Annotated in this window: 23 protein-coding genes and 1 tRNA gene; 11 read left to right on the top strand and 13 right to left on the bottom strand. The window is 35.1% G+C overall.

All coding sequences use genetic code 11. The annotated features are described in order from the left end of the window. Positions 1–11 precede the first annotated feature (11 nt). From mltG to WC623_RS09615, 6 genes are all read left to right on the top strand, one after another. Entirely contained in the window at positions 12–1,064 is a 1,053-nt protein-coding gene (gene mltG / locus WC623_RS09640) for an endolytic transglycosylase MltG (RefSeq protein WP_372850367.1), read from the top strand. 1 nt (position 1,065) lies between these two features. Next, the gene (locus WC623_RS09635) at positions 1,066–1,473 is read left to right on the top strand and encodes an acyl-CoA thioesterase (protein ID WP_372850365.1); all 408 of its coding nucleotides are present in this window, start codon (positions 1,066–1,068) and stop codon (positions 1,471–1,473) included. Positions 1,474–1,482: 9 nt separating this feature from the next. Continuing rightward, the gene (locus tag WC623_RS09630) at positions 1,483–2,442 is read left to right on the top strand and encodes a YihY/virulence factor BrkB family protein (protein ID WP_372850363.1); all 960 of its coding nucleotides are present in this window, start codon (positions 1,483–1,485) and stop codon (positions 2,440–2,442) included. Between the two features lie 556 nt (positions 2,443–2,998). Continuing rightward, positions 2,999–3,086 (top strand) — tRNA-Ser (locus WC623_RS09625). A gap of 241 nt (positions 3,087–3,327) precedes the next feature. After that, complete coding sequence (locus WC623_RS09620) at positions 3,328–3,702, top strand: hypothetical protein (protein ID WP_372850361.1); 375 nt, start codon at positions 3,328–3,330, stop codon at positions 3,700–3,702. Between the two features lie 368 nt (positions 3,703–4,070). Next, a complete protein-coding gene (locus WC623_RS09615) occupies positions 4,071–5,366 on the top strand; it encodes a sensor histidine kinase (RefSeq protein WP_372850359.1) in 1,296 nt (431 codons plus the stop codon). A 90-nt stretch (positions 5,367–5,456) separates the two neighbouring features. Here WC623_RS09615 and WC623_RS09610 read toward each other — a convergent pair whose 3' ends face one another. Continuing rightward, positions 5,457–5,945 (bottom strand): hypothetical protein, encoded by a 489-nt coding sequence (locus WC623_RS09610; RefSeq protein WP_372850357.1) that lies wholly within the window; start codon positions 5,943–5,945, stop codon positions 5,457–5,459. A 300-nt stretch (positions 5,946–6,245) separates the two neighbouring features. Between WC623_RS09610 and WC623_RS09605 the strand changes: the two genes are divergently transcribed. Next, positions 6,246–6,950: a LytR/AlgR family response regulator transcription factor gene (locus WC623_RS09605; protein ID WP_372850355.1), complete on the top strand. Its 705-nt coding sequence runs from the start codon at positions 6,246–6,248 to the stop codon at positions 6,948–6,950. A gap of 33 nt (positions 6,951–6,983) precedes the next feature. Here the strand turns inward: WC623_RS09605 and WC623_RS09600 are convergent, their stop codons facing one another. The 3 genes from WC623_RS09600 to WC623_RS09590 form a co-directional block, all read right to left on the bottom strand. Further along, positions 6,984–9,644 (bottom strand): DUF5916 domain-containing protein, encoded by a 2,661-nt coding sequence (locus WC623_RS09600; protein WP_372850353.1) that lies wholly within the window; start codon positions 9,642–9,644, stop codon positions 6,984–6,986. A 53-nt stretch (positions 9,645–9,697) separates the two neighbouring features. Beyond that, positions 9,698–10,264, bottom strand: coding sequence for a DUF4256 domain-containing protein (locus WC623_RS09595; RefSeq protein WP_372850351.1), 567 nt, complete (start codon positions 10,262–10,264; stop codon positions 9,698–9,700). Between the two features lie 126 nt (positions 10,265–10,390). Further along, a complete protein-coding gene (locus WC623_RS09590; RefSeq protein WP_372850349.1) occupies positions 10,391–10,942 on the bottom strand; it encodes a thioredoxin family protein in 552 nt (183 codons plus the stop codon). Positions 10,943–11,181: 239 nt separating this feature from the next. Here WC623_RS09590 and WC623_RS09585 point away from each other — a divergent pair, with 239 nt between their 5' ends. Together WC623_RS09585 and WC623_RS09580 are read left to right on the top strand one after the other, a co-directional pair. Beyond that, the gene (locus WC623_RS09585; RefSeq protein WP_372850347.1) at positions 11,182–11,565 is read left to right on the top strand and encodes a hypothetical protein; all 384 of its coding nucleotides are present in this window, start codon (positions 11,182–11,184) and stop codon (positions 11,563–11,565) included. Positions 11,566–11,609: 44 nt separating this feature from the next. Beyond that, on the top strand, positions 11,610–13,025 hold the full coding sequence (locus WC623_RS09580) for a PLP-dependent aminotransferase family protein (protein ID WP_372850345.1): 1,416 nt from the start codon (positions 11,610–11,612) through the stop codon (positions 13,023–13,025). A 65-nt stretch (positions 13,026–13,090) separates the two neighbouring features. Here the strand turns inward: WC623_RS09580 and WC623_RS09575 are convergent, their stop codons facing one another. Together WC623_RS09575 and WC623_RS09570 are read right to left on the bottom strand one after the other, a co-directional pair. Next, on the bottom strand, positions 13,091–13,465 hold the full coding sequence (locus tag WC623_RS09575) for a GreA/GreB family elongation factor (RefSeq protein ID WP_372850343.1): 375 nt from the start codon (positions 13,463–13,465) through the stop codon (positions 13,091–13,093). 9 nt (positions 13,466–13,474) lie between these two features. Continuing rightward, the gene (locus tag WC623_RS09570; protein ID WP_372850341.1) at positions 13,475–13,945 is read right to left on the bottom strand and encodes a hypothetical protein; all 471 of its coding nucleotides are present in this window, start codon (positions 13,943–13,945) and stop codon (positions 13,475–13,477) included. A gap of 453 nt (positions 13,946–14,398) precedes the next feature. Here WC623_RS09570 and WC623_RS09565 point away from each other — a divergent pair, with 453 nt between their 5' ends. Then, a complete protein-coding gene (locus WC623_RS09565) occupies positions 14,399–14,986 on the top strand; it encodes a DUF4142 domain-containing protein (protein WP_372850339.1) in 588 nt (195 codons plus the stop codon). Between the two features lie 6 nt (positions 14,987–14,992). Here the strand turns inward: WC623_RS09565 and ligD are convergent, their stop codons facing one another. Continuing rightward, the gene (gene ligD, locus WC623_RS09560; protein WP_372850337.1) at positions 14,993–17,518 is read right to left on the bottom strand and encodes a DNA ligase D; all 2,526 of its coding nucleotides are present in this window, start codon (positions 17,516–17,518) and stop codon (positions 14,993–14,995) included. A 14-nt stretch (positions 17,519–17,532) separates the two neighbouring features. After that, positions 17,533–18,297, bottom strand: a complete 765-nt coding sequence (locus tag WC623_RS09555; protein ID WP_372850335.1) for a Ku protein — start codon at positions 18,295–18,297, stop codon at positions 17,533–17,535. A 136-nt stretch (positions 18,298–18,433) separates the two neighbouring features. On the opposite strand from WC623_RS09555, the gene WC623_RS09550 reads away from it, so the two are divergent. Next, a complete protein-coding gene (locus WC623_RS09550) occupies positions 18,434–19,129 on the top strand; it encodes an ElyC/SanA/YdcF family protein (RefSeq protein ID WP_372850333.1) in 696 nt (231 codons plus the stop codon). Positions 19,130–19,132: 3 nt separating this feature from the next. Here WC623_RS09550 and WC623_RS09545 read toward each other — a convergent pair whose 3' ends face one another. The 5 genes from WC623_RS09545 to WC623_RS09525 all read right to left on the bottom strand — a co-directional run bounded on the left by WC623_RS09545 (position 19,133) and on the right by WC623_RS09525 (position 24,492). Then, positions 19,133–19,786, bottom strand: coding sequence for a carbohydrate-binding family 9-like protein (locus tag WC623_RS09545; protein WP_372850331.1), 654 nt, complete (start codon positions 19,784–19,786; stop codon positions 19,133–19,135). Between the two features lie 3 nt (positions 19,787–19,789). Next, complete coding sequence (locus WC623_RS09540; protein ID WP_372850329.1) at positions 19,790–20,854, bottom strand: substrate-binding domain-containing protein; 1,065 nt, start codon at positions 20,852–20,854, stop codon at positions 19,790–19,792. Between the two features lie 122 nt (positions 20,855–20,976). Further along, complete coding sequence (locus tag WC623_RS09535; RefSeq protein WP_372850327.1) at positions 20,977–21,735, bottom strand: glucosamine-6-phosphate deaminase; 759 nt, start codon at positions 21,733–21,735, stop codon at positions 20,977–20,979. A 4-nt stretch (positions 21,736–21,739) separates the two neighbouring features. Beyond that, the gene (gene nagA, locus WC623_RS09530) at positions 21,740–22,969 is read right to left on the bottom strand and encodes an N-acetylglucosamine-6-phosphate deacetylase (RefSeq protein ID WP_372850325.1); all 1,230 of its coding nucleotides are present in this window, start codon (positions 22,967–22,969) and stop codon (positions 21,740–21,742) included. Between the two features lie 113 nt (positions 22,970–23,082). Further along, positions 23,083–24,492, bottom strand: coding sequence for a putative oxidoreductase C-terminal domain-containing protein (locus WC623_RS09525; protein ID WP_372850323.1), 1,410 nt, complete (start codon positions 24,490–24,492; stop codon positions 23,083–23,085). Between the last annotated feature and the right edge of the window lie 3 nt (positions 24,493–24,495).

The raw sequence follows: 24,495 nt of genomic DNA, 5'->3' as shown, positions 1-24,495 counted from the left end.
TAATTCTATATATGACTAACGAAAAGAAAAGCATTAAGACCAGCACTAAAATCATACTGCTTGGCCTATTAGCCGTATTAGCTATTGGAGGCTATTTCGGAATAAAATTTTATAACGTTTACTTCGCTCCTAACATAACGGGAAAAGAGAAATACCTGTTTGTAAGAACGGGTCATAACCTGGATGACTTATTTGAAGAGATTCGTCGCAAAGACGTTTTAACTCAGATTGGTACTTTTAGTCAGGCTGCAGCCAAAATGGATCTTGCGCGTTCATTAAAGCCCGGACGTTATAAACTGACTAAAGGGATGAATAACCGCAGCTTGATCAACATGTTGAAATCTGGCAATCAGGATCCTGTAAAACTTAAGTTTCAAAACCTACGTAAAAAGGAAAACTTTGCAGCTTATTTATCTAATAACCTAGAACCAGATTCTATTTCCTTTATCAATGTACTTGATTCTGCAGCACTGATAGAAAAGTATGGCTTTAATAAAGACAACAGCTATGTGATGTTTATTCCAAATACCTATGAAATGTATTGGAATGTTACGGCGATGGACTTTTTTGACCGCATGCATAAAGAATATGAAAAGTTTTGGAATGATGACCGTAAGCAGAAAGCTGCAGCCTTAAACTTAAGTCCTATTCAGGTTTCAATTTTGGCTTCTATTGTTGATGCAGAAGCTTTGTATGATAAGGAAATGCCAATTATTGCAGGTCTTTACTTAAACAGATTAAACAAGGGTATCTTGTTGCAGGCCGATCCTACTGTTATTTTCGCAAATAATGATTTTACGGTTAAAAGGGTTACCAATTCTTTGTTACGTGTAGATTCGAGATATAATACTTACAAATATGCTGGATTGCCTCCTGGACCTATAATGATGCCAAGTATCAATGCTATTGATGCTGTATTGAACAGAGAAAAGAACGATTATATTTACATGTGTGCCAAAGAAGATTTTTCTGGTTACCACAACTTTGCCGTTACCGTTCAGGAACATGAACGTAATGCGAAGAAATACAGAGACGCTTTAAATAAACGCAATATTTTCAAATAGAATGTATACACACACGACCAAGGTGAGAGTAAGATACGGTGAGACGGACCAAATGGGTTATGTTTATTACGGTAATTACGCTGAATATTATGAAGTTGCAAGGGTAGAAATGCTTAGAAGTTTAGGCATGAGTTATGCATCAATGGAAAGCAGTGGTGTAATGATGCCTGTTCTTGAGCTGAACTGCAAGTATATTAAACCAGCGTTGTATGATCAGGAGATCACGATCAAGACCACGATTCATGATTTACCGGGTGTAAGAATACATTTTAAGTACGAATTATTTAATGAGGCTGAAGAGTTGATCAATATTGGTGCTACAACACTTGTTTTTGTTGATATGGCTAAAAACAGGCCGTGTTCTCCTCCGGAAAATTTCATGGAGAAACTAAGGGGATTTTTTAATTAAATTTGGTAGATGGATTGGGTACATAAGCAACTGTTAAAAATCAAACTTTATGCTTTGTTTATAGACTGGACCAAGGTATGTGTCCTTCCTGGCTTTAGTCCACTCCCGCTTTATACTGTTGCTTCTTTCTTTTTTAAAGAGATAGGTAAAGATTCGTTAGTTAACAAAGCTTCTTCCCTGGCTTATAATTTTATGTTGGCACTGTTTCCAGCCATCATCTTTTTATTTACGCTTATTCCTTTTATACCAACCCGCATTGGCTTCCAGGAACGACTTATGGAGTTTATCCTCCTTATTCTACCTGGCGATGCTTATAAAGCCTTTGAGGCTACCCTAAATGAGATTGTGAATAAACAAAACGGAGGATTGTTGTCTTTCGGATTTTTGTTATCATTATTCTTTGCCACTAACGGTGTTCATAGTCTGATGATGGCATTTAATAAATCATCACTGATTGTTGAAACACGTACCTGGGTTAAACAGAGACTTATTGCCATAGTGCTAACTGTACTTATTGCTTTTTCAGTGATTGTTTGTATTACTGCAATGTTTGTTGGTGAATTTGCTATCACTTATATTAATAATCACTTAGATATTGAAGGTAACTTCTTTAAATATTTGATACAGCTGACCAGGTGGTCATTGCTGGGGATCTTATATTTTGTAACGATTTCTATTTTATATCGTTATGGTCCTGCTCATGCCAAAAAGTGGCATTTCTTTAGTGCAGGGTCATGCCTTGCTACCGTTCTTGCTTTCTTAACTATTTTGGGTTTTTCTTTTTACATCAATAACTTTAGTTCTTATAATAAAGTTTATGGTTCTATCAGCGTATTGATCGTACTCATGATCTGGCTTTATTTAAACTCTTTAATTTTGCTGATCGGGTTTGAGCTGAATGCTAGTGTCGATTTGTCGAAACGGAGTGTAAAAATCATTAAACCGAACTTTAACATGTTCAAGAAATAGGTCTTCTTCCTGATTGTTTTTTATGATTTTTTTGAGGTTTGAAATGAGCTGAATAGGCGGCTTTTGTTTTGCTTTAACATTGCTTCTATATTGTATTATTTTCAATCGGATTTTCCCGAACAAAGCAGAGCGAGAGAGCAAGGAGGTGCCTATTAGATTTGACTTTACCTTTAAGGCTGATCCCGGTCTCTTTTAAGCCCGAATAAGCTCTGAAAAATACCCTTTTTCTATTTCAGAATCCAAACTGCATTTGAACAGCAAAATACACATCATTTTCTTGTGTCTTTTTGGAATTATTTAGCATTTGAAGTTACTTATCTGACGAAATCCTAATAATTCAAGCCATACAAGATAAGGAAAAACCCTAAAAAACTTCATTTTTAGTGGTACTTTTTAGTCTTTATTTTGGTTTTTAATAAAAAAAATGAGCCAAAAACAAATCTTAATCAACTGATTTTAAAAGCGTTTCATCAACCAATAATTATTAAGCTTAAAAATATCTAAAAATAAGTAAATCTAAATTTGCAGAATCGAATCGGATTTGTACTTTTGCAGCGGAGAGCTGGCAGAGTGGTCGAATGCGGCAGTCTTGAAAACTGTTGACTGTCATAGGTCCGGGGGTTCGAATCCCTCGCTCTCCGCCAGAGAAAATCTAAAAAGCCTTAAGTCATGTGATTTAAGGCTTTTTGCATATCAAGGGGCGCCAATTTCCTAAAAAATCCCCTATCTGATTGTTTTAGGCTATTCCATGATCATTTCATGTTTCATTTAACTGATTAAGAATTTGTTTCTTGTATTTTATCTTAGTTACTTTTTTATTGAAGATACAAGGTTACTGAAATAGCAAAAACGTGATTACTATCTTAGTTTATTAACTTAGTGCTTATGAAGATTCCATTAGAAAAATTCTCTATATCAAATAACATTATTCAAGCTATTGTTGATCAACCCTCTAATGCACCAAAAATTCTGAAAGAGGATTTAAGTAATCACAAAACTGAAATTAGTTACCTTATCGACAATTACCTGCCGGGCAGATATAAAGTATCCATATTTAAAATAACCGATCTTATTTTTGGTGCTGAACTTCAAGGCACATTCAAAATAAACTACAATGCCACAGAATTTAGCGGATGTGAATTAACGGAAACAGAATTAGATAATTTTATAAATGTGAACTTCGCAATTGATAAAGACACACTTCAGGTTATTTTAACAGGAGAGGAAATCAGGGAAAGAGACAGTTTCGAAGAATTTTAGTGAGCAGCACCAACAAATAACTTTAAATCAATAAGTTATAATTATAAAACTGTAGCAATTTGGCGGCACTCCATAATGTAAATTCAAGGAGCCAAAATGGCACCTTGAAACAAGTAAACAATAAAAATTTTATTTTTTTATTGAGTTAACACAATATCTCTCCTCAATTAACGTCTTTATATGTGAGAGCGTTAATTTAGATGAAGCGGGAATGGTCGGAGATCATTCCCGCTTTCTTTTTATCGGTTTTAATTCTTGACTTTCTCTTTTTTCTATTTACAAAGATTACAATACTTCTACATCCATTTTGCTTGCATACATTCCCCAAAGTCAAATTATTTCTATATTTGAATTCAGCTCGATTTAAATTGAAGTTCCCAAACCAGATAATAAAACATTGGTCTGCATTAATTGGAGATGAATTGCGTTATTCCATAGAATCGCGCATTTTTAACTCTGTAAGTATTTTTGCAACTATTGTTGCATCCATAAATGCCATCATAAATTTTGCACTTGGCTTAGATTTATATGGTTATCTAATGTTTCCTTTAATTGCCGTTTTGCTCTTTGGTTATTATTTGTCGCGATATAAGGATAAATTAAACATCGCTATTGGAATATTTGCCATTACGTTTAACCTATTGTGTGGAGGAACTTATTTTGCAGCAGATGGATCCAATGGGGTCAACCTGTTTACATTTATCATTATCATTTTTATCCTCAGTGTAGTCACCCCAAAAAAACAATTCTGGATATGGATACCACTAAACATCATTTTCCTCGCCATCCTTTTAACCATAGAATATTTGCATCCTGAAATGGTAAAAACAATTTATGTTGATAAGCAACATAAGCTTATAGATACCGCACAAACATTTTTTGAAGTGGTCATTCTAATGTCCATCATTACCATTTATATAAAAAAGAACTACAATCGGGAGAAAGAACTGGCAAAAAAACGCCTTGTTGCTTTAGAAAATAGCAACCAAACTAAAAACAGATTATTTTCAATTGTTGCTCATGATCTTAATTCACCACTTTCATCTATAGAGAGCCATCTATCTCTGCTGAATGAAATTGATATCAGCAATGAAGAGAAAATTGAAATCGAAAAGCAACTGCTATCATCTACCAGGCAAACCTCTGAAATGCTCCAGAATATATTATCATGGGCCAAAGATCAAATGGACGAAGTTAAGGTAAATCTCAGTTCAATCTCTATTTATGAGACCCTGAAACATACTGTCAGCTTACAAAAAAGCATAGCACAGGAGAAAGAAATCAATCTAATTTTCCTGGCAGAGAAAGACCTTAAGGTAATTGCAGATCCTGATATGCTGCAGCTCATTGTCAGGAATCTATTAAACAACGCCATAAAATTTTCTTTACCAGGCGGAACAGTCAAACTCAGCACATCTAGCCTGGAAGACAAATGCATCTTATCCATAAAGGATGATGGCATTGGTATTTCTGAGGATCAGCTGCCATTCATATTTTCTTTAAAGAGTAATGCTACTTATGGAACGAATAAAGAAAAAGGTGTTGGTTTAGGATTAAAACTAACTAAAACCTATGTTGAGTTACAGAATGGAAAAATCTGGGTTGAAAGTGAATTGAATAAAGGAACCAATTTCTTTGTCAGCTTAGATTTAGTAACATCTTAGATCTCAATCATAGCAATTACAACTTGCGGAAGATTACAAAAAACCTTAAACCATACGATCTAAGGCTCTTCTAAATCCAATATGATTCAGCTATGTTTTCTTGATAGTATCAATTATACTCATTTCAGCTCCTTCAACTCTCAGCACTAAGATCTTAGCCTTATCTTCAACATTAATAACCCAGATATTCCTGCCATCCTGATTCACCATAATTGTAGAAATGATCGCGTAATCGTAATATTTACTTTTTACAATTGACCTAATGTCAGTAGGCATTTCATTTTCATTTGCATAAATCAGATGGTATACCATTTGACCACCTTTAGTAAATACGGCCCTATTTCGTTGATCGTTATAAATAAAATTTACCACATACCTTTTATTTACTTCAAACCATTGCGGGGCTTCTGCATCTTTAAATAAACGACTAAAAGATGAAGTAACTTGGTCATTGACGACTGTCTTACTTAAATTACCACTAATTGTCACCTCAGGAAGGCTTATTTGCGCAGATATGCTATTCATCCCCAGCAGGGATACAAATCCGCTGAATAATAACATTAATAATTGCTTTTTCATTGCACAATGAATTAATTACCAATTAAATATAAATAAGTTTTTAATCCTGTAAATCAATCGTGTATACACAACAAAGTCTGGACTTCATACAACACTAATAAGTTTATAAACTGCTTTATGATCAAATAGAGGTAGTTGGTATACAAGAATGTGCAATTCATAACCAATAATTAAAAAAATAAACAATAACGTGTATATTTATGTTATAAACAGTCATCCCCCATTGTTTAATTTGCCGCAATTCAGATTAAACTGTACTGCATTAATACATCAGAAAATGAGATATCAATTGCAAGTAATATGATATGGAAATGCTTAATTGTGGATGACGAACAACTTTCCTTAAAGACCATTGAAAAGTATAGTAAAATGGTTGAACAACTCGAAGTTGTAGCCACATGCAATAGTGCTTTTAAAGCTATGGAGTATATTAAGACTGAAAGAATTGACCTAATCTTTCTAGATATAGAGATGCCAGAGCTTTTAGGTACTAGTTTTATCAGAACTTTAAATCATCTTCCTAAAGTTATCTTTATCACTTCGCATCAGGAATTTGCTGTGGAAGCCTTTAAATTGGGTGCTGTAGATTACTTACTAAAACCAGTGACACTGGAAAGGTTTTTAATGGCAGTTAATAAAGCAATTAATACTTATCCCCAAGATTTAGAAAGAAAGAATCACCTGCCCTGGGGAGATCACCTATTTTTAAGATGCAATGGAAAAATGGTAAAAATAAGCCTGGAAAACATCCTATACATTGAAAGTATCAGGACTTATGTCAAAATATACCGTCACCTGGATACCCCTCTTTTAGTTAAACAATCGCTAAGTTCATTAGAATCAGTATTACCTCAGCATCAGTTCATGAGAGTTCACAGATCTTTCATTATTTCAATTGACAGAATTACAGCTTTTACCAATCATGATGTTGAAATTGATAAAATAGAAATACCCATTGGCAGACAGTTTCTTGCTCAACTCAAAAAAATAGCGTTGTTAAAATAACAACGTAACTATGTTTAATACAAAAAAAAAGCCTTACAAACTGAACCAATAATTGATCTTCATCATAAAAGTATTGGTGGCCGACAATCCAAATATTCTATCTAAATTACTACCCCAACCCGGATAATAGATATTATCTCGATTAGATCGGGTATTCTCCCAAACAATGTGCATGGTAGAACCAGGTAAAAATTCCCAGCGTGCAACGAGGTTAGAACGGAATTCATTAAAGCTAAAGTTAGGGTCTTTGAAAGACATTGCATTGCCATCTATATCAACAATATAATTGCCAGCATTGTAACTGATCTCATTATTATTAAATTCAAAAAAGCGTTCTGTAAAATTACGTGATCGTGTATCTGCTGATAATTTAAACTTGTCGTATTTAGCAATAGAGGTGAAAGGAGAGCCATAATATTGGATTGAAAAATCTGGTGTAATATTCATCTGCAAATTCAAAGTCAGTCCATAAGTCTCCTGCTTCATCCGTCCCATAATATATGCTGCATTATCTGTCTCCGCACCTGATGGGGCGATAGTATTTACATACTGCAGATCGTCTTTATTCCAGGCATAGTTAAGTTGTCCTGTCACAAGAAAGTGATTTCCTAAACGGAAAATCATGCTAGGACGTATTTCATTGTAACCAGTTTCCTGATCTAAAAAATGTCTGCCATCATAATTCAATTTGAAAACCACTTTTTTAGCACGATCAGTACTAAAAGCTACATTAGTTTGAAAATTTGAATTATATCTCATATCTGAACCCCCTCTTAGCCTGCGACTATCCACAGTATTCCAATTGTATGTTTCTTTAACATCCATTTCAAAACGACGTTTAATGGTCAAACTGCGGAACCGAAGGGCAACACCATTATTTGTTGGCTTTCCTCCAAAGTTCCAAACATTTTTCTGAGTCAGATTAATCCCCGCAAACCTGAAAGGTCCCCATGGATCTGTTTTTCTAAGTACAACCTCAGTTTCGTTAGACTTAAAATCAGATTCCCTAAGGTAGCCCACGTCATTTAAATCGAATCCAGGTGATGACCAACTTAAAGTCTGCGAAAAATTCCATTGTGCATTTCCTTTCTTACCCACTTTTATATATCCCCCTGTGCCTTGCAACGAATTTTTATTGGGATCAAGGTTCAGATAATCAGCTCCTGATTCCCTATGAAAATAATGTGTCGCATTCATCTTCTTATCTAATACAGCCTGCGGAGAACCATGTAGAGTGCTAAACATAGTTTTGGCATCTATATAGTACAAACGATTTACAAAATATTGCGTAAAGTCTATTCCTGTTGTAAATGCATTATCAATCATCGACTCCCTTAAATGATCTTTTCCGAGACTTCGATTTACAGAGGTGACCATAGCCCCCAACAAAGTATTTCCTTCCCAATTTTTCTGAACACGTGCTACTGTATAATTCGTTAAAGGCTCAGTCACCTCTCTATCAAATACCCCATTACGACTCACCTTCGACGATGTTTGAGCGGTAACACTCTCCAAAAGACCAATCGTTACTCCTTTTCTATTTGTACCTGTCAGCTTTAAAGCCCCAATGATGGGTATAAAACTCGGAGAACCAGCAAAATTTTCAACATTGTTTATACCCCGAGGTTTATAAGTAGGCATAGCACCTATTCTCCGAGAATAGAACATCATCCCATCCTCATTATTATTGAACTCTAAAATGTGCTTTCCCTCAAGGAAGAAAGGCCTTTTTTCATCGTAAAATATTTCATATGCAGATAAATTCATTACAGATGGATCGAGTTCCACCTGACCATAATCGGGGTTGACTGTTAAATCAAGTGTAAAATCGCTTATTGCTGCTTTTACATCTAATCCAGCACCTCCTGTCCAACTACTTCCTTTCTGAAAAGGGCTATTAGGTATTTTAGGTTCATTAATATATTTGCTCTTCACATGAGGCAAGAACTCTATTCCCTTAGGCTTGGGCAAATCGTTCATGCCATGCATCTCTCCAAAAGAAAAAACATGGCCATTATTCTTTATAGGGATCAGACTCCAATTCTGGACCTCGTTATTTTTACGGATAATGCGTCTAACATGTAAGCCCCAGATTCCATCTGTATTTTTCTGGTTATACCTCAGCTGACTGAAAGGAATTCGAAGTTCTGCTGTCCAGGAAGAATCTGGTAGGTTAATATGTGTCCGTCCCTCCCATACAGCGTTCCAACTAAGATTTACTGAAAGTTTATCGGTAACAGTAAGATCTGTCTTATTTCCTCCTAAATTGATATTAAATTCTGGTGCAACGCGGTAATCATGATAAGTATCAAATGCAATGCTGATCAGATCACCATTACTATTATCGTCTCTATTGCCAATAAAAGCATTCATGTTCTCTGGATGATCATCTTTGCAATAAACGCCTACATAAATATTGTCATCGTCGTAAAAGATCTTCATTCGCGTCCATGATCCTGTATGCACACGTTCAAAAGGAATAACCTGCGAAAATTTTTCAGACCATTCACCTTTGTTCTGCCATATATCTTCATCCAGTTTACCATCCATCCGTGGTTTTTCTCCAGAAAGCTTTGTGACATTATAGGTACGTTTATAAGCGTCTTTGAAAGAGACTACTTCTTTCCTTTTATCTTGTTGAGCGCGGCATACAATATGGATAATTAGAAAAAATAGTAAAGAGCAATATCTCATGAGTTCGATTTTTTTAGGAATGGAGCGAAATTAAGTGTTGGAATTAAATTAAATCACACCCTTAACACTCCCCTAAATCCTCTTGCGGCGTAATAAGACTCAGCGCCATTATGATACATAAAGACTGTTCCATAACGGTAATCACAAAAAATAGCTCCTCCTAGTTTTCTAATATTGTCTGGTGTTTTTACCCAGCTAGAGGTTTTCATATCAAATTTGCCTAGTTTTTGTAATTCTCTATACTCTTCCTCTGTTAAAAGCTCTACTCCCATTGCAGCTGCTGCATCCATTGCACTATTTGCAGGTTTATGTTCTTTCCTGGAATCTAAGGCTGCACGATCATAACAATAGCTTCTGCGCCCTTTAGGACTCTCTATCGAACAATCATAAAATATATATTCATCAGACTTCTTATCATAACCAACAACATCAGGCTCACCACCAGTCACTTCCATATCATCGAGCGACCATAGTTTTTCTGTGTTAGCTTCTAATTTCGTCTGTACCTTTGTCCAGTCAATTCCTTCATGACGACTCATATTTTTTTGAAAACGCTCTTTCAACGTTTTGAGTAATTCTTCACGTTGCTCTGGTAATAATTCCTTTTTATTGCTTTTCATACTATTACGTCTATAGGTATTTATTAACCATTACCATTCTTATGTTCAAAATGGCTATACAACAAATCTAAATAAATGACAGAAAAAAATACAAATAATATCTATGAAACTAAACAAGAAAATTAATTAGTTCAGTCCATCGTTCAATTCTTGCTGAAGGCTTTTCCCCTTATCCTGATTATACCATTTTTGGAGTTCAATTTTGATAGTTTCGAAATCGGCCTTTAAGGCTGTTAATTCAGTATATATAACCTGGCATTCAGCTGGCCTTGGTCCCCAGTTCAATAGATCTTTTCCCACCTCATCTCTAACAATTAGTTTAGGAATAGCCTTGCCACCATTGGTAAGATATTGATTAATCAAAAAAGGTTCTGTGTCTCTTAACTGATAGGTTGCAGTAATTAAGGGATTCAGCTCCGCTATTTTATGAATAAAAGGGACAATATGAGAAGCATCTCCACACCATGGCTCAGTAATGATAATCCACTCTTGTGGTGCTTTGATATCAGCAATAGTTTGAGCTAAAACAGGATCTATCACAGCTGTTTTTAACCAGCGTTGTTGGCGCGACCAGTTTAATTTTGCATAATCCAAATAGTCTGCATTGTCGTAAGGTGCAGGTGGGTTTGGATTGGAAAGAATTTTCTGAAAGTGATCTTGATATTGCTGAAAGTTCATAAACTCAATTTTAAATTGTAATTCAATATATGTTGTTAGGACAAATCTGACTTTTTCTACTGAATTTCACAGTCTGCAAAATGCCATAATTTATGGCCGTAGTTTTTTAGGCATCAAATCTTTTATAATATCAATTGTCTAAATTTCATCAATTCAATCTGTACCCTAAAAAAATAACTTTTCTGTATCTGTAACCAATACTATCACTTTCCTAACTTTGCTGATCAAGATTTAGAGTTATGAATGGATTTACAAAAAAAACAGATGAAATCACCTTTCGAAAAGTATATTTGTCTGACCTAAAAGCCGTCCTAGATATTTATCAGGAGACAAGATCAAACCTTTCTACGGATAAATTAACAACGCAATTTGGTTTACCCTTGGCTATTGCAGAACATAGTAATAAATTGATAGGATTTGCATCTGCAAAATGTAATGAATCAGAAGAAGTTGAAATCACATCATACTATAAAAATGGAATTTGTCAATCAAATACTCAAACATCCCTTGAAGAATTAGCTAAAAGCACTGTCTATTCAAGTTTCGACACCGGTCCGGAGGCTGTAAAAAAGATTAAAAATGCTACTGATAGGTTGGTAACATGGTTAAATAACTGCTCATAACAATACTGTTGATAAATGTTGGTAGCCTATAGAAATAAAATTAAATGAAGAAGGAAGCACTATATTTAAAAATCGCAAAAGTAATTGAAGAACAAATAGATAGTGAAACTTTAAAGCTAGGTGATAAGCTCCCTTCCATTCGAAGTATTCAAAAAATCTATAATGTAAGCATTAACACTGCCAAACAAGCATTTTTAGAGCTAGAAAGCAAGTCACTAATTGAAGCAAGGCCAAAGTCCGGATATTTTGTAAGTAAGACTTCGCGACGAAAATTTTCACTACCAACGGTTAGCAGACTTAAGTCTTCGGGAGATGAAAAACATCCGGAAGATCTCATTAGCAAAGTATTTAATACGCTGGAAAATAAAGATATCAGACAATTTTCTCTTGGTGTTCCAGACAAAAGTCTTTTACCAATTGCAAAACTGAACAAAGGTATTATTGCCGTTGTACAAAAGCTCAATGACGGTGGTACTAGTTATGAGCCAGTTCAGGGAAGTATCAATCTTAGAAGAACAGTTGCTAAATGGTCTCTGGTATTAGAAGGCAAACTTACCGAAGATGATATAGTTACCACTTCAGGTACTATGAATGCCCTTTACAATTGTCTTATAGCGGTAACACAACGTGGAGATACAATTGCAGTAGAAACACCTGTATACTTTGGCATTCTTCAAATGGCCAGATCAATGGGACTTAATGTTATAGAAATCCCCAACAACCCCTTAACTGGTATTGATCTTGAAGCGCTTAAAAAGGTTTTACCAAAGCTCAAAGCCTGTTGTTTTATTAGTAACTTCAGTAATCCACTGGGCTGTCTAATGCCAGATGAGCACAAAAAAGAGCTGGTGAGAATGCTCACAGAATATAATATACCCTTAATTGAAGACGACCTTTACGGGAACCTCTTCTTTGGAGCTACACGTCCAAAACCCTGCAAAGCTTTTGATGAAGCCGGTATTGTAATGTGGTGCGGATCGGTTTCTAAAACGCTGGCTCCCGGGTATCGGGTGGGATGGGTAGCACCAGGAAAATTTAAAGATAAAATCATCAGGCAGAAACTTTTACAGACAATATCTACACCCAGCTTGTATCAGGAGGTGATTGCCGACTTTTTAGAGCACGGAAGATATGATCATCACTTACGGATGATAAGGACAAAACTGTATATGAGTTGCCTGAAATTCCAGGGAGCGATTGAAGATTACTTCCCACATAACACTAAAATTTCTCAACCTCAGGGCGGTTTTATGTTATGGCTTGAGCTGGATAAAAAAATTGATACTGCGAAGCTGTTCGATATTGCTATTAAACAGAAAATAAGTTTTGCACCTGGCAGGATGTTTTCGCTACACAATCAGTACAATAACTGTATGAGATTGAATTATGGTCAAGAATGGAACGAAGACATAGATTTTGATCTAAAACGGCTAGGAAATATCGTAAAATCAGCGATGTAAATAGCGCACCGAGAACAAATCGGCACGCTATTTTTAATAAAAACACTAATAAGTAGAAGCACTTATTACAGTCTTGTTACTTCTTCTATTCTGTAAGATTTTATACCATCTCCCATCTCCCATTTTAGCTCAGCACCTTGAGGATAACCAACAATCGCTACACCAATTGGAGATAAAATAGAAATAGTGTTATGCTTTCTTCTTGCTTTTGCCGGAGGAAGAATAATGTGCGTAAACTCCTCACCTGATTCCAATTCCCTAACACGCACTTTTGTGTTTACTGTTACTACGTTTTCCGGAATATCTTTATTCAGAATCTGTGTAGCATTTTTAAGCTCAAGTTCAAGTTTTTCCTGATTATACTTGCTTAATTGCCTTCTTCTGATGTGATCTTTTAAAAGGTCAAATATACCTGTTGATAATACGATTGATGTAGTCATAATATTTAATTAATAAGTGATTTGTTTTATTCTGTCTGTCAGTACCCGGTTCATTAGTGATTCCCAATAAACTGCCTTTTTTTCCAGTTTACTTCTCATCCATTTATAGTCTCGGAACTTATTATAAAATGTAATGGTTAATGGGGGCTTTTCCTGATCCTGATAGTTCAGTTCAAGTTGGATACTTACCTGCTTTTTAATGAGTTTAAAATTGCCAACATCGTTCATGTCGATAACCTGTACAATATTATTTCCTAGGTCTATGTAGAGCATCTTATTTTTATGTTCATCAAAACCTAATGTTTTCTTCTGAAAATGATCTGTTATAGAAAGCTTCATTCGATTGCTTGAAGCGATTTGTGTAGAGAAAGTATCTAAACGTTCTCCTCTATTTGTATTCCATTTTCTGTAGTTTTTGATCAGGAGGATTACAAAAGCTACAGCAATAAGAATAAGAGAAAATGTAATATGATCTGACATAGCTAAAATTAAATGTGAAATAATTAAAGCCTGCACAGCAATAAGCCGCAGGACAACCAACTGAAAGTATAATTAGCAGATTTTACCCCGTACCTTTGAAAAAAGGTGGGGCCTAATTAATAAAGTCTTTGCTGCTTTTAAGAAAAGCATCCCCTAATTCGGATTGAAGGGATAGAAAACGATTAAATATAGCCTTAGCCACCTGCAGCTGTACTGCAGATTGATCATCGGATAGTATATTTAATTGCTTATACGGATTCATTCTTACAAAGATAGCCTTATAAGTAAGATAAAAAAATATAGGTAACTTTTGGTTATCTTTATTACACTATTATGCTAAAAAGTCAATTCCAGGATGAGAAACCATAGTCATTAGAGATTTAATCACTCTATTTTAAAACATTTTTGCTCCTGAACTGTAATTATTAAACTTAACACTTAATATTTTAAATCATGAAAAGAAAAAGTTTACTCAGCATTGCCTTGCTTGGCCTTTTGATGGCTCAAGCCTGTCGTGATACCGGCACTAAAGAGTCAGCAGCTCATTCGGCCGCAGTTGACTCTGCCATGAAAGCAGATGTGATTACTGATACTGCAGGCATTAATCGAGGAGCGGGTACAACTGAATTTATAAATGATGCTGGCCATATTGGATTACTAGAACTTGAACTTAGCAAAGCAGCTTTACAAAAAGCAACAAATCCTAAGGTTAAGGACTTTGCAAAAATGATGGTAAAAGACTATACCAAAATCACAGAAAAGCTCAAAAAACTTGCGGAGAGTAAAAAAATAACCTTAGCGACTACATTACCCGAAGCAGATCAGGCACACCTTGCTGAATTACAAAAAATGGATGTTGCAGGATTTGAGAAGCATTACATGGGGATGATCGTAAAAAACCATATCAAGACACTTGATCTTTATAAAGGAGCAGCAACGTCTGGAGATAGCCCACTCCAAAACTTTGCAAAAGGAGTTTTAAAAACACTGGAATGGAATTATAAACAAGCAACTTCAGTGCATAATAAATTAGATTTGTAACAGCAACTAGATTTTTTTTAAAGCATTTTTAAGGTTATTTTTAACCTTATTGATGTTTTTCCACAGGTCCCCTTTTTCTTTTACACGCTGTACCATATTAGAAATGTCAAATTGTTGAATACTTAAACCATCTTTAACTTCCATCCAATCTAATGGGGCAGATACTGTTGCGCCTGGTCTTGGTCTGACTGAATAAGGTGCTGCTATTGTTTGCCCCTTTCTATTTTGTAGAAAATCAAGATAAATTCTCTCTTTACGCTTTGAAGGGCTACGTTCTAAACTCGTCTGATCTGGATGTTCTTCGAAAACCAGTTGTCCGATATAATGAATAAATTCCTTCGTAATGTTATAATCATAAGTTCCGCTAATTGGAATAAAAATGTGCAATCCCTTAGAGCCGGAAGTCTTCACAAAAGAAGTAATGCCTCTTTCTTCCAGTATTTTTTTTGCTGTTTGAGCCACCAAAATAACATCCTTAAAATCTATATCATGTGGATCGAGATCTAGCACTGCATATAAGGGCACTTCTGGTTTTTTATAAGTACTTAGCCAGGGGTTAATCTCGATGCACCCCAAATTTGCCATCCACAACAATGTAGCCTCGTCATTGCAAATCAGATAATCAATATCCTTATCATTACTTTCGGAATGCAAAGGAGCAGATTTTATCCATGATGGAATTTTATCTGTATCCAAATCCTTCTGAAAAAAACCTGGAGCTGCAATTCCATTTGGGTGCCTGTTAAGAGATAGTGGTTTATCTTTTAAATGTGGTAATATGTATGTTGCAATTGCCTTATAATAGTCGATCAACTGCCCCTTACTTATCTTTTCGTCAGGCCAGTATATTTTATTTAAATTTGTTAGCGTTACTTTCTTTTTTCCAAATTGCTCTACTTTTTCTGTTTCCATATTGTATTTTTCTTTGGATTCGATTGAGTTAAATGGTACTTCTGCAATCACATTTTCCTTTTTTATATCTGCTCTTAGCCCCTTAAATACAGGATGACGTAAATGTCTATCTGCTGTCCATTCAGCATAAGTAACTTCGCATACCAATTCTGGTTTAACCCAGGTAAAACTGCGCTCTTTATGGACCTGCTGATCAACAGGCTTTTGCTTAATAATCAGCGACTGTAGCTGATGATATATTGATTTCAGACTTTTTTCATTGAATCCTGTACCACAATTGCCAATGTAAACCAGTGTACTCTCGTCATAAATCCCCAGGGCCAATGAGCCAAAATACTGACGTCCACCTTCTGGTCTGGAATAGCCTATAATGATCGCCTCCTGAGATTGTTCTAATTTAAATTTCAACCAGGATTCGGATCGTTTACCACTGAAATAATGGCTTTCACCATTTTTTGCGATAATGCCCTCTCCTCCTTCTTTTCTAACTTGTTCAAAAAGTAATTTTCCCCTCTCCGTAACATGTTTACTATAAAGCACCAGTGGATTGGCTAACTTGCTAATAACCGTATTTAATAATTCTTTACGTTTTATTAGTTCCATTTCACGAAGGTCATGGCCATTTAAAGACAATAGATCGAATACCCAGAATTTGAGTGGAACTCCATCTTTTGTATGATCATAATGCTGAAGCAATTGGAAGCTACTTTTTCCTTGATTATTCTCAACAATCAATTCTCCATCAATCACGGCGTCCATCTCTAGTTTTTTTAAGACTTTAATAATTGATGGGTATTTATTACTAAAATCAATTCCATTTCTTGAAATCAATTTAACTTCGCCTTTATCTGTACTAAAAGCCAAGGCCCTATAGCCATCTAGTTTATGTTCGTAAATCCAATTGGGATCATCAAATACTTCAGCAGATAATTTAGCCAGCATAGGCTTATAAATAGCCTGATCTATTTCATTATGTTCTTCAACTGTATCAGTTACTAATCTTCTAGATCCCGTTTTAACTTTTTTTTTAAAATCCAGTCCACTTTTCTTTATAGCAGCAGAAACTAGATCTTCAATATTGAACTTCTTATGAACAGCATATTTATCATTGTGCTTAATTAACAACCATGCGTTTTGCTCTGAACTGTTAATTTTAACAAGCGCGAACTCGCCTTTTAAGATTTTTCCATCCAACTTGAATTTTAAGTTCCCTTTATGAAGGCCATGCCTCAAATCCTTTTCAGTACCATCATTCAATGCAGTATAAGTTCCCGAATCAAATATATTGACTACACCTCCTCCATAATTTCCAGCAGAAATTTCTCCTTCAAACCTACGATAATCATAAGGATGATCTTCAACCATCATTGCCAAGCGTTTATCCTCAGGGTTTAAGGATGGTCCCTTCGGAACTGCCCAACTTTTAAGAACCCCATCCATTTCCAGACGGAAGTCGTAGTGCAAATGAGATGCATGGTGCCTTTGTACTACGAAAGCAAGAGCTTTGTTTTTTTCAGTTCCCTTTATTGCTTTACCTTTAGTGGCAACTTTATTACTTGCTATATCAGGTTCAGCAGTTTTACTGAAATCTCTTTTCTTTTTATATTTCTCTAAAGACATATCTTAAAATCAGGTTAAGCTTTTTTATTTAAACTTTCCATCAATTGCTCATACAGATCCTCACTTACTGCTTTCTTAGGTTTAATCTTTTTAACTGTCGCCCTACGCCCTTTAGCCTTGGCTTTAATGATTTTTAAAAGCTCAGCAGAATAGTCATTTTTAAAAACATCGATATTAAAAGTGGTGGTATATTGTTTGATTAAAGCCAACCCCACCTCAAGTTCTTTTGGATTGATGGTTACAGCGCCTTTCATTTCCATTTCCTTAGTATCACGAATCTCTTCCTGAAAACGAATCTTAGTGATGACAATAATTCCATTTAAAGGATGTATCACGCATAAGTTCTCTGTATTTCTTAAAACAAATCGTGCTACACCTGCCATTTTTGATTTAACAAGTGCTTTTAATAATAAGCTATATGCCTTCTTACCCTGTGGCTCAGGTTGTGTATAATAAGTAGTTTCGTAATAAATTGGATTAATTTCGGCGATATTTACGAAGCTCTCGATCTCTATCATCTTTGTTTTTTCAGGTCTTACTTCTTCAAAGTCATGTTCATCTAAAACAATATACTGTTCGTTTAAAAGATAGCCTTTTACAATATGATCATAAGGGACCTCCTTTTGGGTTTTCTCATTAACCCTTTTAAATCTGATATTAGAATGGTCTCGCTCATCCAGCATATCCAAATCCAATGAACTATTCTGCACACCAGAAAACAATTTCACTGGAATATTTACTAATCCAAAACCTATCGCACCTTTCCAAATTGATCTCATTTCTTAAATGCTTAAATAAAACACAAAAACTATTTTATACTTAAACAAGTGGTTTGATAAAAGGTTCAGGAAATATTTCTTGTTGTCTGTAGCGATTCTTATAAAAGATACGTCTATGTAAAAATTATCTAGCAATATGTCAGAAGAATTACAACGGGAAATTTCAAAAGTTCCTGAATGTCCTGATATGGACAATGAACTAATTTCAGCCTTAACAGATCTATGTTTTCAAGAAGAAAGCATAACAGGGTCTGACTTGCTTTTTGTTTTTGGTTCTAATGTTCAACACAGGGAAATTGCTGATATCATCAAATACATGCTAGATAATGAACTTGTTGACCAGGTTCTAATTACAGGTGGAATTGCCAATTACAATGGTTCCTTCTATAAAAAACAGGCAGAATCAGAACAGATTAAATCTTTTATTCCGCTGGAAAAATATAAAGACAAAAGAATTTATACAGAAAACAAATCAAAAAATATCATTGAAAATATAATTGAAGCTAAGAAAATCATTTCTTTCAAAAACATTAGAAGCATGACTTTCTTAGCCCATTCTTATGCCTCTACAAGAGCAGCGTTATCATTGAAGAAATACTTTCCTGAAATTGAACTGCACTGTATTCCACTTCCCTTACCTACTGATTTTTTGAAATATCCAATCAGCAGACAAATGTGGTCTAAAACAGAATATGGACGTGGATTAATATGGGGCGAATATTTGAGATTACTGACTTATGGTGAACGAGGCGACTTCCCTATAGAAGAGATTAGGGAAGCTCTTGATCACGTTAAAGTACTTACGGAACAAAAATCCTTATCAGTAGCTTAGGTATTATTTAGAAAGGAAATTCAATTGTCCAAAATATTCGGGACGATGAAAATCCGGACTTTCAACTTCAATCCGATTCCAACATAGAAAATGGGGATCAGGAAGACCATCACCACATTTATAGAAGTTCGCTTTACAATTTACTCCGTTAAAGGATGTAATATTATCTTCAGAAAATACTGTTGCAGGGATGCTCAGCAAAAGCTGCCATTTAACCACATTACTACCATTATCCCGTGTATAATTGATTGAAGTATTTATTCTTACCTGGTCTAAAAACTCTGCAGCTATTGGCAATCTTTTTCCTCTACCTACTCCATAACCTATTTTTAATGAGCCTAAACAATTAAGCTCAATGTTATAATAAGCGACTCCATTAGTACCAAAGGATATAAAAAACTCTACGCAATTATCCTTGTGAACATTTTGATTGTAGTCCCTAGAAACTGATTTTAATTCTTTTTCTTCTACCTCATATCTGATCAGAATAGAATTTCCATTATGAGCAATAGAAAAGCCAGCCTTAGCAGTAGTTTTATATTCTGGCCAGGGACTATTATCGATAAGTCGTAAAGGTTGTTTATTTAACAGTAAACCAAGGGTATGTAAATCCTCTCCATTGTCCCCAACATTAGGAACATCAATCACTTTCATCATACTTTAGTTTCTATAAAACTGATAATTTTCTTTAGTAATAATGTCTATTGGCATATAATATAGCTTTTCTATAGTCCCTGAATGAACGAAATGTGTATAAAGTGCCATTATACCTCTATAACCTTGCTCTATTGGTTTCTGACAGATAAGAAAATCGATAGTCTGCTTTTTAAGATATTCTATGTTGTCATTTAGAAAGTCGAATCCTATCAGTTTGATATTTTCTATACCTTCCTGCTCCAGATAACGAGCTACAGAAGATACACGTGAATTGGTTACAAAAATCAGGTTTATATCATTCTTTTTCAAAGTCTCTGATAAGCTGCTTTTTACAGATTCATAAGCTGTATCTCTAATGTCAACCTTTAGAATTTCATTTGTTTTATTATTGTCAACAAAATATTTCCTAAATCCTTCTTCTTTTCTAAGTAAGTGGTGATGATTATCTATTTCTTTTGAAATATTTACAATTAATACTCTATCATTTTCTTTTAAAAGATAACCTGAAATATGTGCCGTAAGATAACCACTATGGTACAAATTTGGTCCGATATAGCATAAGCTATTTTTATCAGGTATGTCCGAATTTATAAATACACATTGAATATTCTTTTTTGAGCATTCATCAACAAAACGGCTTGATTCCTCAATAAACATCGGTGCCAGAAGGACACCGTTAAAATTTGCTTCAAGTATTTTTCCCGCTTGTTTTGTGAATGATTTCTTGTCATTCTGGTCAAAAAGAAAAGTTCTTATCTCGATACCATATGCTGAAATCTCTGATTCCGCTTGTTCAACACCACTCAAAGGTGCAGACCAATAATCTGTTTCAGCTGAAACAGATGGAATTAAAACAGCAAACCTTAAGATCTGCTTTGAAGCTAATCGTCTGGCAAGAATATTAGGTTTATAATCTAGCTCTTCTATTATCGCGTCAATCTTCTCTTTTGTTTTTGCAGAAACTCCAGTTCTGTTATGCAAAACCCTATCAACAGTTGCTATAGACACATTTGCCTTTCTAGCTATTTCCCTTACGCCAACTAATGTCTTCTCTTCGGTTTTCTTCATTATTTTATCAGGTAATCTTATTAATATAAATTTGCATTTATTTTATCAAATAAAATGAATGAAATTATAAAATAACAAAATTACGTTTTTTTAAAAGAGCGTTAAAATTAATTCTTTAATACCTAGAGAAAAATGCTGCTTTCTGTATCTGTAAACATATTAGCATTTTGATGTCTACGCAATATTGTGGAAGGGAATTTTTCATCTATTTCTTGCGTAACAGTATTGTGTACAGCTTTTGCTTTGTTTTGTCCGGGAACCATACAGAAAAGGTATTTACCAGCAAAAAGTGTAGGGATGGTTAAAGTAATGGCATATTCGGGAACTTTATCTATTGTACTGAAACAACCATCATTTACTTGTTGTTGTCTGCATGCTAAATCAAGATCGACAACTTTAACCATCAGTTTATCCTCAAAATCGGCAACATGAGGGTCGTTAAAGGCAATGTGTGTGTTTTCACCAATACCCATACAAACGATATGCGGCGGAAATTGTTTCAATAAACTTTCATAGCGCTCGCATTCCTGCACTGGATTAACTGCCGTTCCATCAATATAGTTGACCGTACGGAATTTAACTTTATTAAACAACCTAGACCTTAAGAAATTACCAAAACCTTGAGGTGCATCTGCATCTAATCCGATGTACTCATCCATATGGAAAGCATTGATTCTACTCCAATCAATATCCTTTTCCAATAAAGTTGACAAAAACTCATTTTGAGAGGGTGCAGCTGCAAAAATCATGTTCAGATAGGGTTCATCTTTAAGCAAATCAGTAATTTGCTTATAAACACGTTCCGCAGCTAGCGCACCTAATAATTTTCTATCTTCTAATACTTGTATATTAAGATTATCCTTTTTTATTTCTTTAATCATTATTCTATCCTTCTATTATTCCCAACGATTTTTTACTCATTTCGCTGTTTGCATTGTAAATCACCTCTCCTTTTATTATAGTCATACCGATGTTGATATCTGCATCGAAAATAACGATATCAGCATCTTTTCCTTCCAGGATTGAACCTTTCCGATCTCCCACTCCCAATATTCTTGCTGGAGTGGAAGTAATCATCTGTATAACTTCCAGCAATGGTACATCAGCGTCCTTAACCATTGTTCTTACCAGTCTATCTGCAGTTGCAACACTACCGGCAAAAGCGGTTCTATCCATCAATTTAGCCACACCATCCTCAACAATCACCTCTAAGCCATCATTGATATTTCCCAATATACTTTTACCTGGAGGCATGCCCGTTGCCCGCATAGCATCTGTAATCAAGGCTGTTCTCGATGCTCCCTTAATTTTATAAACCAATTTCAATAGAGGTGGTGGCAGATGTATTCCATCGGCTATGATTTCCACATCCATTTCATCAATTAAATATCCCGCCTCTATTGCACCAGCGTATCTGAATGCATTTCTTCTACTTACACCAGACATGGCCGAGTAAAAGTGAGTTGCTAAGGTATAGCCGCTCTCAAAAGCTTCTAATACCTCTTCATAAATGGCATCAGTATGGGCTATTGCTGCGATTACTCCTAATGATTTAAGGTATCTTCCGAACTCCAAAGCTCCTTTTAATTCAGGTGCAGCACTCCATCTTCTAATAGAATGAGAATGGTAAAGTACTTTCTTATATTCCTCAGGATCAGGATTGCGCATATACCTGGGATCTTGCGCTCCACATTGATTCTTAGAAAAATAAGGTCCCTCCAAGTGCATTCCTAAAAACTGAGACCCTGACGTATTTAGTTTATTAGCCTCTTCGTAGTTGTCTAATGTTTGCAATAAATTGCTCAACTCGCTGGTTAAGGTAGTAGGGCACATCGCTGTTGTTCCATACTTAACATGTGTCTCAGCAATTTTAAGAAAGGAATTTACATCTCCATCCATAAAATCATAACCTCCGCCACCATGTATATGCATATCGATAAATCCAGGTGCTATATATTTACCTTTAGCATCTATTTCAATTGCATCTGCCACATCGGCATTCCCTTCAATAACACCGGTTATTACACCGTTTGTTATGATAACTGTTCCATTTTTTATCAGACGATAGGGGGTTATAATGGTACCGTTATATATTTTTATTTTTTCGTCACGCATAATTGATGTGATTTCAAGGCAGAAATTGCGTACAAATATACCAATAATGATGGTTTTTGTGTACGTACCCGAGTAAATTGTTAAATTGTGTCCTGATCTTAATAATTAATACATTATTTACTCTTCATGGCTATTTCCAATGCTTTTGTTGTAGTATAATATTTACTCAACAAAGCATTCTTTTCCCATTCTGGAAGTTTTCTTTCCTTTAAATAACCCAAATACTTTTTAGTTACTTCAGCAAAATGTGCTTCATGCCCTACTTTATATGTTTCAGGTATGACAACTTCCCAGCCTTCTTTATTAGATTTTAATGCTAAACCAGGATATATTTTACTTACTTTTTCAAAAGCTTTTTTAAGACTGGCCTCATAACTAGCCTCATTCTTCTTTAAAGGAACGATGTATAAAGTTGGTTTGTATTGTTGCTCTGCTCCCTGCTTAATAACCAAGTTGGCTTTTGTACCTCTCATTACGGAATAATGGATATCTCCTGCTCCAGCTGGTGCCTGAAAATTCCAAATCACAGATACTTTTGCATGTACTCCTTTAATTGTATAATTCATTTCGCCATTTGAATATACATTCAGTATGCTATCCTTTACATCTTTTTTAAGAAAAGCAGGATATTCTGCAGCACCCGTACTTAATTTAAATTGTGAAGGGCTAATTGCAGTTGCTGAACGTTTTGCTGAAATCATGTTGACATCAGTTTTATAGTCAATATTCTGATCTGAGAAACACTCCCACTGAATCATATCAACTAAATGTGTGGTTACATCAACCAAACCATTACCCTCCTGATTTACATCATAATACCATTGCGGGCGAATTAATGGAGCTCCCGAAACCAATTTAAAGAAGTGATGGACACTTTCTTTAGTAATTGCAGGATTTTCTGTTGTCCCCTTTTCAAGCGAACCGAATATTTCTGATTGTAAAGACAACTCCTTTTGAAGCATATTTGTAATTTCATAACGCTCGGTCATGATATCATACAAAACCACCTTATTTTTTTCAGCAGTTTCAAATGCTTTTTCTAACTGTCCAAAACCATTTACATCGATTACCATTGGTTTATCAGCCAAAACATTAATACCCGCACCAACAGATTTTAGAATATACTCTGTTTTCTTTTGATTGTTACCTGCAAGAATTACCAGATTACCTTTTTTCTCATCCAGCATTTTCTGAAGATAATCCTCTCCTTTATAGGTTTTTTCCTGCCAGGCCGTAGGTTCTTCCGCTCTTGTATTGTATTTCTCAATCAGTTTTAAGTAGGCTTCGACCTCTGGTCCTTGTGGTGCATAAACATGCACTACTGGACTTATTTCTTTATACATTGACTTTTGCACAAGTGCAGCATGGAAGTGTCCAGGATCAAGGGTTAGTAAATTAATCTGAAGTTCATCAGTTTTTTGCTCCTTATTCTGGCACCCAAAAGCCAACATTGTAATCATTCCCAGCACCAATGAAACACGTTTTTGGCCGTATTTATAGTTGTATTTTTTACTTGAAAGCATAAA

The sequence above is a fragment of the Pedobacter sp. genome (genome assembly GCF_041645105.1).
Taxonomy (GTDB): domain Bacteria; phylum Bacteroidota; class Bacteroidia; order Sphingobacteriales; family Sphingobacteriaceae; genus Pedobacter.
The sequence above is the reverse complement of the archived record's forward strand: the minus strand, read 5'-3'. Positions and strand labels throughout refer to the sequence as shown.